Source organism: Acinetobacter sp. LipI_19, from assembly GCF_058242925.1.
This window is the reverse complement of the sequence record NZ_JBZAYK010000001.1, coordinates 1,042,373-1,054,284: the sequence shown is the minus strand read 5'-3', so window position 1 is coordinate 1,054,284 and position 11,912 is coordinate 1,042,373. Positions and strand designations below refer to the sequence as shown.

General features: G+C 37.4%; 9 protein-coding genes. 7 read left to right on the top strand and 2 right to left on the bottom strand.

All coding sequences use genetic code 11. The features are described from left to right. Nucleotides 1-306 precede the first annotated feature (306 nt). Complete coding sequence (gene yaaA / locus AC4CVF_RS05075; RefSeq protein ID WP_336954424.1) at nt 307-1,086, bottom strand: peroxide stress protein YaaA; 780 nt, start codon at nt 1,084-1,086, stop codon at nt 307-309. A gap of 124 nt (nt 1,087-1,210) precedes the next feature. Here yaaA and AC4CVF_RS05070 point away from each other — a divergent pair, with 124 nt between their 5' ends. Continuing rightward, a complete protein-coding gene (locus AC4CVF_RS05070; RefSeq protein ID WP_336954423.1) occupies nt 1,211-1,843 on the top strand; it encodes an alpha/beta hydrolase in 633 nt (210 codons plus the stop codon). Between the two features lie 52 nt (nt 1,844-1,895). On the opposite strand, the gene rtcR is transcribed toward AC4CVF_RS05070, so the two are convergent. Further along, nucleotides 1,896-3,497, bottom strand: coding sequence for an RNA repair transcriptional activator RtcR (gene rtcR / locus AC4CVF_RS05065; protein WP_490789044.1), 1,602 nt, complete (start codon nt 3,495-3,497; stop codon nt 1,896-1,898). Nucleotides 3,498-3,770: 273 nt separating this feature from the next. On the opposite strand from rtcR, the gene AC4CVF_RS05060 reads away from it, so the two are divergent. From AC4CVF_RS05060 to AC4CVF_RS05035, 6 genes are all read left to right on the top strand, one after another. Further along, nucleotides 3,771-4,748: a ribonuclease Z gene (locus AC4CVF_RS05060; protein ID WP_490789043.1), complete on the top strand. Its 978-nt coding sequence runs from the start codon at nt 3,771-3,773 to the stop codon at nt 4,746-4,748. A gap of 591 nt (nt 4,749-5,339) precedes the next feature. Then, nucleotides 5,340-6,971, top strand: coding sequence for a TROVE domain-containing protein (locus tag AC4CVF_RS05055; protein WP_490789042.1), 1,632 nt, complete (start codon nt 5,340-5,342; stop codon nt 6,969-6,971). A 1,167-nt stretch (nt 6,972-8,138) separates the two neighbouring features. Further along, nucleotides 8,139-8,420 carry a hypothetical protein gene (locus AC4CVF_RS05050; RefSeq protein WP_224963817.1) on the top strand — a complete coding sequence of 94 codons (282 nt, stop codon included), beginning with the start codon at nt 8,139-8,141 and terminating at the stop codon, nt 8,418-8,420. Nucleotides 8,421-9,142: 722 nt separating this feature from the next. Then, complete coding sequence (locus AC4CVF_RS05045) at nt 9,143-10,408, top strand: RtcB family protein (protein ID WP_209828613.1); 1,266 nt, start codon at nt 9,143-9,145, stop codon at nt 10,406-10,408. A 432-nt stretch (nt 10,409-10,840) separates the two neighbouring features. Next, complete coding sequence (locus AC4CVF_RS05040) at nt 10,841-11,245, top strand: DUF7684 family protein (protein WP_490789041.1); 405 nt, start codon at nt 10,841-10,843, stop codon at nt 11,243-11,245. A 26-nt stretch (nt 11,246-11,271) separates the two neighbouring features. Beyond that, entirely contained in the window at nt 11,272-11,733 is a 462-nt protein-coding gene (locus AC4CVF_RS05035; RefSeq protein ID WP_004822548.1) for a DIP1984 family protein, read from the top strand. The last annotated feature ends 179 nt before the right edge of the window (nt 11,734-11,912 follow it).

Below are 11,912 nucleotides of genomic sequence, written 5' to 3'. Positions count from 1 at the left end.
GCGGGGGTAAAAGGACGTACCCCTCGCACAACATGAGCAAAAACAAAGCACTGCTTTGTTTGCAGCGCAAGGTTTGGCAATCCCTGCGAAAAGTGAGGCATCGCCTACGCAAAGCTATTTAAACATTAAATGTAAGGTGTGGCAGTGCTATATTTTTATCATCAAATAATTGATTTAATTAAAGATGTGTTTAATTTTGTTTAAATCAAAGCGGTAAATTAGCTTGGTCATAAATATACTATTTTTGAAAAAGAGCTGGCTTAAAGCAAGCCAACTCTCTTTCAATACATTAAACGCTTTAAAAACTCAAGCAACTTGCTCATCACGCTTAAATACCAGTTCACCTTTCAATGAACTCTCGGCGTCAAAATAATAACCATCGGTATTAAAGGATTTAAGATCTTCCATTTTTTTCAATTGATTTTGAATGATGTATCGAGCCATTAAGCCACGCGCTTTTTTAGCATAGAAGCTGATCACCTTATATTTACCATTCTTCTGGTCTAAGAATACTGGTTTAATTATATCAGCCTGAATTTTTGCTTCCTTGACCGATTTATAGTATTCATCAGAAGCAATATTGACCAATAACGTTGAGCCGCTTTGTTGCAAATCCTGATTGATCAAATCGGTAATTCGATCCCCCCAAAATTCATAAAGATTATGACCACGGGTATTGGCAAGTTTTATTCCCATTTCCAAACGATACGGCATCATTAAATCAAGAGGACGTAATAAGCCATATAGGCCAGATAAGCTGCGTAAATGATCTTGCGCAAAATTGAGATCGTCTTGCGACAAACTATATGCATCCAGACCTGTATAAACATCGCCTTTAAATGCAAAAATTGCTTGTCGCGCGTTGGCAAAACTAAAGTCAGCATTCCAGTCACGAAAACGCTCCGCATTGAGATTGGCAATTTTTTCACTGACACTCATCAAACTGGCAATATCTGAAGCGGAGAGTTTACGACTTAGGTCTATAAGCTGTTGAGATTGATCCAGCAGTCTTGGTAGAGTGTGCGTATCGGTCGGTAGTGCTGACTGGTAATCGAGTGTCTTAGCAGGGGAAATTAAGGCGAGCATGGTCTTCCTGATCAAAAAATAACTAATCAAACTATAACAGTCGGGATATTTTAATTCCAATTCATGTTTTCTGTGAACAGAATCGGTAAACTATCGCACTTCCCTGCTTATGATCGTTTAAATTATGTCCGAACAACTGTTCATTCAAGGTTCGGTTGGCAAAATTGAAGTTTTTGTTGACTATCCTGTGGGCGAAGTAAAAGGTTTTGCTGTCGTTTGTCATCCTCACCCACTGCAAGGTGGTACACCTCAACATAAAGTTCCTGCTTTACTTGCACAAATCCTCTCTGAACAGGGTTGTGTGGTCTATCGCCCAAGTTTTCGTGGTTCTGGACAAAGCGATGGAATCCATGACGAAGGCTTTGCTGAAACTGAAGATATTCTAGAGGTCATTAGATACGTTAGACAATTACACAAAAGTCTACCTTTCTACGTTGGCGGTTTTAGTTTTGGTGCACATGTAATGGCAAAAGCCTATCATGCGCTACCTGATGAAATTAAACCGCAACAAGTGATCTTATGTGGTTTACCAACATCCACTGTAGATGGTCTGCGTCATTATGTTACCCCAGCCATTAAAGGCGATATCCTGTTTGTACATGGTGAAGCAGATCCGACGACTAAACTCTCTGATTTGCTTGAATGGGCAAAACCTCAGCGCCATTTAATTACAGTATTGCCAGGCGCAAACCATTTCTTTACAGGTTATTTAAAGCAGTTAAGAATCGCAATTTCGCGTTTTCTTCTTGTGCCATAAATCTGAATTTAAAAAGAATTCTAGGATAAATAAGGTGAATGAGTCACTTTATTTATCCGTTCACATCATCCCAACTCAAACCAAATTTCGCCAAATACTTTTTCACGCGATCACTGTCGTTGGTGGTTTGTCTTTGCTCGCGAGATACAGAAAATAAACGCCGTCCAGCATCGGCCATGGATTTCGATTTTTGGCAAACCTCAATCACCCCCTGCAATTGAATACGATCAAACTCATCAATCTGCGCCACTTGTTCAGCACTTAAAATTTTCATCAGTGACGATTGCGTTAAAGTATCTTTATTTTCAGCAATATTCCAAATTTGTTGTAGTCGGCCAATCTCAGCATTTACTTCATGTAAACCAATACGCTCACCATTGGCTAAAGTCGCCATACGTGTCACGCTTGCAGTTAAATCACGAAAATTCCCTTGCCAACTGGCGTCTAAAGATTGCGCAAATTTTAAATATTTTTCTAAGGCGTCGGTATGAAAACGCAACTGCCGTTGATGCGCAACAGCAAAACGTTGTAATTCAAAGGTGATATTCGGTTCAATATCTTCTACGCGATCTTTTAAGCTCGGTAAAAAGAAGGTCCATGTATTTAAGCGAGCCCATAGATCTTCACGGAACCGCCCTGCACGGACTTCCTCACGTAAATCTCGATTGGTTCCTGCAATCAACTGAAAGTCAGCCTGAACCTCTTTATCACTTCCTACAGGAAAGAATGACTTATCCTCCAAGGCCTTGAGCAACATGGCTTGCTCATCCAACCCTAGCTCGCCGATTTCATCGAGGAATAAAATGCCATTATCCGCACTTTTCAAATAACCCGTACGTGCTGCAATAGCGCCTGTAAATGCACCTTTACTATGACCAAATAATGTCGACATCGCACTATCACCAACCAGTGTTGCGCAGTTCACATCAATAAAGCGTCCTGAAAAATGAAATTTTTCCTTTTTCAATTGATAAATTTGCTTGGCTAAATGCGACTTACCAACCCCTGTTGCACCCATAATCAAAATTGGCGCACTTGAGCGTGTTGCAACCAATTCCACTTCTTGAATCATTTGATTAAAGTTTTGGTTCTTCGTGGCAATATTGGCTTTTAACTGCTGCCAATTTTCAGATTGTTCATGTTCAAACCGCTGGGTTAATGCCGCATATCGAGATAAATCTAAATCTATAATCCGATATTCACCCTCGGGTTGTTGTTTACCTGTAGGTGCACTTTGAATGAGTTTGGCTGGTAAATAATGCGCATCAACCAATAAATACCAACATATTTGCGCAACATGAGTACCTGTGGTGATATGTAATAAATAATGATTGTTCTCAGTATCAAAAGAATATGATTTTACAAAGTCATATAATGCACCATACATATCTGAAAAATCCCAAGGATCACGGATACTCACCTTATGGCCAGTAATCTGGGTTTGCGGTGAGATTTCTAACGCATCTTGCCGCAAATGATCAATTAAGCTGACATTACGGCGATCATGTAACAAAACCAGCTCATCAATCACTAAATCTTCATGCATCAACAAACTCATGGTAGGACGCCAGCGTTGCCAGCGATCAAGTTTTTTCCCTTGATCTAAAGTTGAACCCACAAAACCAATCACGACTGTTTTTTTAAATTTTTGCATATTTCTATAAATCTATAAAATTTTATATATCTTGCTTAAAGCATAGTTTTATTTTGTCAAAAATCAAATACTGTTTATACCGTCATTTTTTAATATTTTAAAAATCTCAGTTTCTCTTTTGAATATAATGCGACTATACTATTGATGTACAAAGCTTTTACTCACTTCTCCCATCACCGTCTGATTCGACACTTTTTTGATGGAATCCACCCTGCTTTGTTGTAAAAACAATCATAGAAAACATTTTAAATATTCAATAGGTTTTAATTCCTCATGTTACAGTTTACATTCTTAGGGACATCCTCTGGTGCGCCCACATTAACACGCAATGTGTCAGGTTTAGCGATTCATTATTGCAAAAGCAAAGACTGGATATTGATTGATGCAGGCGAAGGTACACAGCATCGTATTCAACAAGCAAAACTCTCTTTACAACATTTAAAAGCCATTTGCATTACGCATGTACACGGCGATCATTGTTATGGCTTGATGGGTTTACTGGCAAGTGCTGGTATGAATGCACGTAAAGATCCAATCACGCTGATTGCACCCAAAGAAATTCAGCAATGGTTAGAAGTTACCTGTCAATTCACTGAACTTTTTCTGCCTTATCCAATACATTTTATCGATGTAAATACTTTGACGAATCCCTTTCAATTGGATGAGCATATTTCCATTAACGTTCATCACTTACACCACCGTGTGACAAGTTATGCTTATGGCTTTAAAGCGACACAAACTCAGCGCAAACTCAATGTTGAGGTTTTAAATCAACTCAAAATTCCAAAAGGTAAACTATGGGGTGATCTACAACAAGGTCAAAATATTGAGTGGAATGGGCAGTCCGTCTTAAGTCAAGATGTTCTCATTCAAAACACTCAAAGTGTTTATGCCATTGTCGGTGGAGATAACGATCAGCCAGAATTACTATCGAACGCTTGTCAGGATGCAGCACTGCTGATTCATGAAACCACCTATACTCAATCGATATTAGACAAAGTAGGCGCAGGCCCAATGCACAGTTCTGCGAAAATGGTCGCTGAGTTTGCAGAATCGATTCAACTATCCAATTTAATTGCAACGCATCTCAGTGCCCGTTACCACGATGCACAAGGTGTGCAAAGCATTGGTAATGAAATTGCCCAGTACTATCATGGCAATTTTTACATTGCTGATGATTTTGATCAGTATGAACTAAATATGCATGGCGAATTAACACAGTTTCGCACTGGGAAACCCAGGGAAAAGTAATTTTCCCAACTTCAATTTAACGCTATGCAATATTATTGAATCATAGATGGTCGTTCTATCGTGTGGAGATATGGATATCGCCCATTGTGTAGGAACGCTGGGTACAGGATCTATCCCTCGCCCAACATGAGCAAAACAAAGCTCAGCTTTGTTTGCAGCGCAAGGTTTGGCCTCATCTTCAAAAGGTGTGGCAGTGTAAGCTTTTTATATTCAAATAGTTTATTCCGCCATGCAATTAATTTAATTAAAAATATGAATTAAAAAAAACATCTTTTTGTGCCTGAGTTTTTAATAGGTTGACTATATCCCAACTAACTTTGCTTTTAGCTGGAGTTAGTGTCCTTTTTTATTTGCACAACATTAGGCTCATTGATTTTTATTTTAAAAATAGAAATAAAGATAAAAATCTATAAATAAAGATATTTTATTTTATACCTTTTAAATTTAAAAACAAATAACCACTGAACTTTTAAATTTTTAAACTTATAAAATCAGTCACTTAAGAATAAAATTTCATTCCAAAAACAAAAATTGGCACACTCTCTGCAATATCCATCTCAAGAAATTAAAAAATCAATTGAGGATGCTGTCATGGCGAACAAGACAATTTTTGCCTCTAAACAACAGGCAAAACCAAAAACCATTGAATACAACGAAGCTGGTGGTCGCGCATATAAATTAAAATCTCGTGCCGCATTAGCGCAGCTTGCTGCAACAGGTACACTGAATCAGACCTTTTATCAAAATGCACAAGTGCAACTTGATAATATTCTAAACCTAGCGCTTGAAGTAGAGCCTGAATTTGTGGCTAAAACTGCAATTTATGCACGCCAAAAGGCACATATGAAAGATACACCTGTAGTGTTATTGGCTTTACTTTCTGAACTTGATGCAGAATTATTTAAGCAAGTTTTTCCTTTGATTATTGATAATGGAAAACAGTTGAGAAATTTTGTTCAAATCATGCGCTCTGGAATGATTGGTCGTAAGTCATTAGGTTCATTACCGAAACGTATGGTCAATAAATGGATTCTTTCAGCATCGGATCAACAATTGATTGCGGCCAATATTGGAAACAGCCCTTCACTTGCCGATGTATTAAAAATGACTCATCCAAAACCAAAGACAGTTCAACACGATGCTTTTTTTGCCTATGTCTTAGGAAAAGAATACCAACTTGTCCAATTACCGACTCAAGTGCAGGCATTGGAAGAGTTTCGATTGGGAACAGCAACACAAGTACCTAAAGTACCGATGCAGCTTCTAACCAATTTAAATTTGAATGCGAAACAATGGGCCGAAATTGCAAAAAATGGTTCTTGGCAAATGCTACGTATGAACTTAAATACCTTCTTACGCCATGATGTTTTTAAAATCAAAGGAATGACAAAAATCATTGCCGATAAATTGATGGATGAGCAAGCCATAGCCAAAAGTCGAGTATTTCCATATCAATTGATGATGGCTTGGTCAGCACTTGCAGAGGATATGCCACATGAAATTGCCAATGCGCTAAAGTTTGCTATGCAGCGTGCCATCGCCAATGTACCGAAACTTGAAGGAAATGTGGTGATTGCGATTGATGTTTCCGGTTCGATGTCAAGTTCTGTGACAGGTTATCGTCAGGGTGCAACCTCTCAGTTACGTTGCGTAGATGCTGCTGCATTATTTGCTAGTGCATTTAAATATGTAAATTCAAATATTCGTTTGATGCCGTTTGATACTGAAGTTCGTCAATTATCCAATTTCAGCAAAGTACAGGAATATTTAAAACGAAAACATTTTGGAAAACAGCAAAATTCAGAAATTGATATTTTTGCTTTGGCTAAAAAGTTTGCCAGCATGTGTGGTGGAGGAACTGATTGCTCTAAGCCTTTGGAACTGTTAGTGAAAGAAAATGCCAAAGTTGATATGGTAATTTTCTTCTCTGATAATGAATCATGGGCAGATCAAGTTCCAAGATCACACCGAAAAACTGGGATGATGCATTATTGGAAACAGCTAAAACAGCATAACCCAGATGCAAAACTGGTGTGTGTTGATCTGCAACCCTATACCACTACGCAAATGCCTGAACATAGCGATGTGATGAATGTCGGTGGGTTTTCCGATACGGTATTTCAACTGATTGAAAGTTTTGCCAAAAATGAAATGCATGCAGATCATTGGGTAAACGAAATTGAAAAAATAGATATTACACAAACTCAGCTTTATGCAAGTTGAATGTATAAACAAATTTGATCGAGTCTCTTCAAGTGTTTACATTTAACAATGTCCACACTTGATAAGACTGGGTTAGATAAAAAGCACAAATGCCATAGGAACTACATTTCAAGATTATGCTGTTTCTATATTTAATTGTTGTGCTAAGTAAGAAATTGCCAAATGCAGATAGAACTACATTACTTTGAATAATTGATGTTTTATCGACACCTTTGTTGGCAAAATACATCGCATAAAATGCGTTAAGGACTACATCTTTAATGCGTAGGTCGGTGGTTCAAATCCACCCTTTTCACGCTTTTGCAAGTTTGAAAAGTAGCTCAGTTGGATAGAGCAACGAAACGTCTTTAACATTTTGTTTATGCAAAGCAGTAAAAGAATCAAATGCTTCAAGGACTACATCTTAAAATTGACGTCATCGGTGGTTCGAATCCACCCCATCATTTCGATGATGGTCGCCAAGCGGTAAGGCACGAACGTCTTTGAAAAACTTGTTGATTCACTTGTAGGGCAGTATATGAAAATATACTGGGGTCATCAGTCCATCAAATACGCATAGGACTACATTAGAATTCACAGATCAGAGGTTAGATTCCTCTGCTGTATATACATACAGTCGCTTAAAGCAAAAGCGGTGAATTGTTTGTCTTATAATCAAATTTGTTGATGGGCTTTGACCTATGTTTAAACGATCAAATGCCTGTTGGATTACATCACGATCTCACGCACAGTATTTCGGGTACTGCACATATCCAACACCAACTTTTTTGATCTTGTATAAGCAATAATGAAAGTAGATCAAATGCTTTGAGGACTACATTACGCGTTTGTCGGTGCTTCGATACCACCCTGTATAACAAGATACAGTAGCTCAGTTGGTAGAGCCACGACTGTCTTCAGCCTTTTGTTGATGTACTCTCATTATAATAAATAGATTTACACGATAAGCAGTCACGAATATAAATTGGATTACATGGTAACGCCTTAGTGCAGGGTTTAAACCCTCCTATCGTGTTCACTCACAATATCCAATCTTAACGTTTGTGGCTGCTTTTCTTTTTAAACTTATCATGTTTAAAAGCGATGCTTGTGAATCAACAAAAAATTTGCTAGCTTGGAGTCTCAACTTAAAACCAAAGACAGGTGTCAGTCTGTAAAACGCAAATCATGTCTATACAAGTTATTGTTGACGATAACAATCTTGATCTTGCTTTAGAGAAACTAAGAGTCAAAAAGTACTATTTAGAAACTAACCACTGGTATAAGAAATGCCAGAACTATCATGAAAAACCGCCAAGTAAAAGTCGTAAAAAAAGCGAACTGAAACTTTTACATGGGCATAGTCAAATCCTAGAAGATGATCCTCTCGCACTGAGGTTAAAAATCCATATCGAAGAACATTATCAACCAACTGATGATAATACAATATGGGATATGAACAAAAATTAAGATTCACAAATTTCATCAAATCTAGTTTGGGAGAAGAAATTCTCCCAAACTAGATTTCATACTATAATCTGTAACATGATAAATATCCTGAATAATAACAATGCGTACTTGGTTTGCTTTCCTCTTATTTCCTTTAGTAATTTTTATATTCTTATTTTTCTTCTACGTCATTTTTTTGCTTTCACTCACTTTGGGTTGCGGTTTCCAGCAAGAAGATATCCCAACCTGCTCAAAAATTTATTATTTTTCAATTATATCAACATTCCCAATAGCTATTTGGCTCGGCTATTTTACAACTAAATTTGCACCACATTGCGGAAGATATTTCCTTAGTAGTATTTATAGCCTAATATTTTCAATCACTTTATTTGCCTATTTACAAGGCTCTAAAATAAGCCTCATCTTTTCAATTGGTTTTAGCCTACTTTTCTTATTATGTCTAGGAATTGGTTGTTTTATATTTCATTTAAAATATAAAAATAGATAAATTACTATCTAAAATAATATTTAAATTAGCATAGTTTTTTTAAAATATACATTTTAAATAAAATTTAAATTTATCTATTTATTAAAAATCAATATCTTATAAACCAAAATCAATTAAAAAACAAAGTTGGCACACTCTCTGCAATATATAGAGCATACATCATGAGATGTATATAAATATCACCTGCCTGCAACCGCTTGGCAGGCAGGTTTTGAAAAGGATCAAAGCAATGACGATGTTAGTCACAGAACAAATCGAAAAACAAACTTCCTTAGCGCAGGAACGTACTTATAACGTAATTCAGGATGCTAAAGGTGTTCCTATAAAAATGTGGACCAAAGGTGTCCCTGTCGATGAGAAATCGAAAGACCAATTATTAAAAACAGCACAAATGCCTTTTATTTATAAATGGATGGCAGTAATGCCAGATGTACATGTAGGAATCGGAGCAACGATTGGAAGTGTAATTCCAACCAAAGGCGCAATCATCCCTGCTGCGGTCGGTGTAGATATTGGCTGTGGAATGATGGCTGCACGTACTTCGCTAAGCGCATCAGATTTACCAGATAACTTATACGCACTGCGTACCGAACTTGAACGTTTAATTCCGCATGGTATGACCAAAGGTCGTGGTCGTCGTGACCAAGGTTCATGGGATACACCTACTGCACGTGTTGATCAGGCTTGGGCTGAGTTGGTGACTGATTTTGAATATATCTGTGCCAAGCATCCCCGTTTGAAAAATACCAACAACCATAAACAGTTGGGTACTTTGGGAACAGGAAACCATTTTGTTGAAGTCTGTTTAGATGAGCATCAACAAGTATGGATTATGTTGCACTCAGGTTCTCGTGGTGTTGGAAATGCGATTGGTAACCACTTTATTGAGCTTGCACGTAAAGATATGCAAAAGCACTTTATTAATCTGCCTGATAAAGATTTAGCTTATTTAGTGGAAGGGACTGAACACTTTGATGATTATTGGTTTGCAGTGGGTTGGGCACAACGATTTGCCATGAAAAACCGTGAGTTAATGATGGAAGCAGCGGTTCAAGCTTTACGAATCATCATCAACAAACCATTTAATGCCAAAGTTGAAGCCGTTAATTGCCACCATAATTATGTGGATAAAGAAGAACACTTTGGTCAGGAAGTACTGGTAACACGTAAAGGTGCTGTACGTGCCCGTTTGGGTGAGTATGGAATTATTCCGGGTTCAATGGGTGCCAAGTCTTTTATTGTCAAAGGTAAGGGAAATCAGGAGTCTTTCTGTTCATGTTCGCATGGGGCTGGTCGTGTACATAGCCGTACTGCGGCAAAAAAGTTGTTTACTGTGGAAGATCAGATTGAACAAACCAAAGGTGTGGAATGCCGTAAAGATGCAGCCGTGATTGATGAGATTCCATCTGCGTATAAGCCAATTGAAGATGTGATGAAAGCACAAAGTGATTTGGTGGAAGTGGTTTATACCTTAAGTCAGGTTGTTTGTGTAAAGGGATAATATAGTGATAACCAACATCTCCAATCCGAGCATAACTGAAATTCGAGCATGGGCATTTTCGGATACATATCTGCCTACGACTGAATGGGATTTATACTTGGTCTGGAAAGATGAATTATTACTTTTTCTGGAACTAGCAGTAGACCACAAATGCAATAAGCAGAATTATTTTAAGTATCTGCTTTACTATATGGTTGCTTATCAATTTAAAAGATTAAGTGATCCCTTTAAAAAAACTTTGGTTTTACAACGGTATTTGAGTGAGTCCAAACAGATAAAGCATGGAGATATTTGTATCTGGAGAAATGAGATTATAGCCTTACAACGAAATATTCACTCTTTTTCATATGATGTATGGATTGAAAAAGGACTTATATATCATAAAGCTTTTGTCTTTCACAAATTCCTCCTAATTGAATGTGAGTAATGCCAATGGATCGCTCTAAACAAATCAAGATCAGTCATTACGATCTTTTGGCTAATCAAGCAATCCATCTTGAATTACCACAAGAGCCATACATTGTTGTGCTAGCAATACATAACAACAATGTAACTAATGATTGGCGCAATCAATGCAGTGATTGGATTGTAAAATCTAAACAATGCTATTGGGCTTTAGCTTGGAGCCATGAATGTTCAATTTGGGATGATGCATTGGATTATTCTTATTTAGAATTTTGTAATTATGATCTACCTAAAGACGATGATTATAATTTCATGACCACTTGGCATGAAAATCAAACTTTAGAAGATGTTATCGAATTTGCCGGATCAATCCCAGTTGATACACTACCCCAGCAAACTTTATATGAAATCGTTGTGTTAAATATTTATTGACTATTAAAAGCGATAAGGAAAATAAAATGAAACTTGCAGAAGCACTCTTATTACGAAGCGATCAACAAAAGAAACTCGCTTCATTGAAACAACGTATCAATGCGAACGTATTGGTACAAGACGGTGATGAGCCATCCGAGGATCCAAATGAGTTATTAAAGCAAGTATTTGCATTAACTCAAGAATCCCAAAAACTTGTTTATGCCATTCATCAAACCAATGCTTTGGCAAAATTAACAGATGGTCGTTCATTATTGGCTTTACTTACTCAACGTGATGAGCTTGTGGAGCGCCATAAAATTTTAACGTCTGCCATCAGCAACACACAACGTGAGCCTGACCGCTATAGCACACGTGAAATCAAATGGCATAAGGTCATTCCAGTATCATCCTTGCAAAAACAATCCGATGATATCAGTGCCAAATTACGCGACTTGAATGTATTGATACAAGCCACCAATTGGCAAGTTGATTTACTTGACGTTTAAAGCCATCATTTAAAAGCTTTGATAGGGCTTTACCCTATCAGATCTCGAAATATATTGGGCGAGTACAAGATCTAAGGCTGTATAGATTGAAATAAAAGTCAGCATCATTTTTGGGTAATGACAGCGAAGCGGATTTAGAGCGGAAACACACCAATCAAATCCATCACCTATCATCACTT

What these genes read in the sequence shown, in the direction of transcription:
- AC4CVF_RS05040 (WP_490789041.1), top strand. Translation starts at nt 10,841, where the DNA reads ATGGATCGCTCTAAACAAATCAAGATCAGTCATTACGATCTTTTGGCT.
- yaaA (WP_336954424.1), bottom strand. Translation starts at nt 1,086, where the DNA reads ATGCTCGCCTTAATTTCCCCTGCTAAGACACTCGATTACCAGTCAGCA.
- AC4CVF_RS05060 (WP_490789043.1), top strand. Translation starts at nt 3,771, where the DNA reads ATGTTACAGTTTACATTCTTAGGGACATCCTCTGGTGCGCCCACATTA.
- AC4CVF_RS05035 (WP_004822548.1), top strand. Translation starts at nt 11,272, where the DNA reads ATGAAACTTGCAGAAGCACTCTTATTACGAAGCGATCAACAAAAGAAA.
- AC4CVF_RS05055 (WP_490789042.1), top strand. Translation starts at nt 5,340, where the DNA reads ATGGCGAACAAGACAATTTTTGCCTCTAAACAACAGGCAAAACCAAAA.
- rtcR (WP_490789044.1), bottom strand. Translation starts at nt 3,497, where the DNA reads ATGCAAAAATTTAAAAAAACAGTCGTGATTGGTTTTGTGGGTTCAACT.
- AC4CVF_RS05045 (WP_209828613.1), top strand. Translation starts at nt 9,143, where the DNA reads ATGTTAGTCACAGAACAAATCGAAAAACAAACTTCCTTAGCGCAGGAA.
- AC4CVF_RS05070 (WP_336954423.1), top strand. Translation starts at nt 1,211, where the DNA reads ATGTCCGAACAACTGTTCATTCAAGGTTCGGTTGGCAAAATTGAAGTT.
- AC4CVF_RS05050 (WP_224963817.1), top strand. Translation starts at nt 8,139, where the DNA reads ATGTCTATACAAGTTATTGTTGACGATAACAATCTTGATCTTGCTTTA.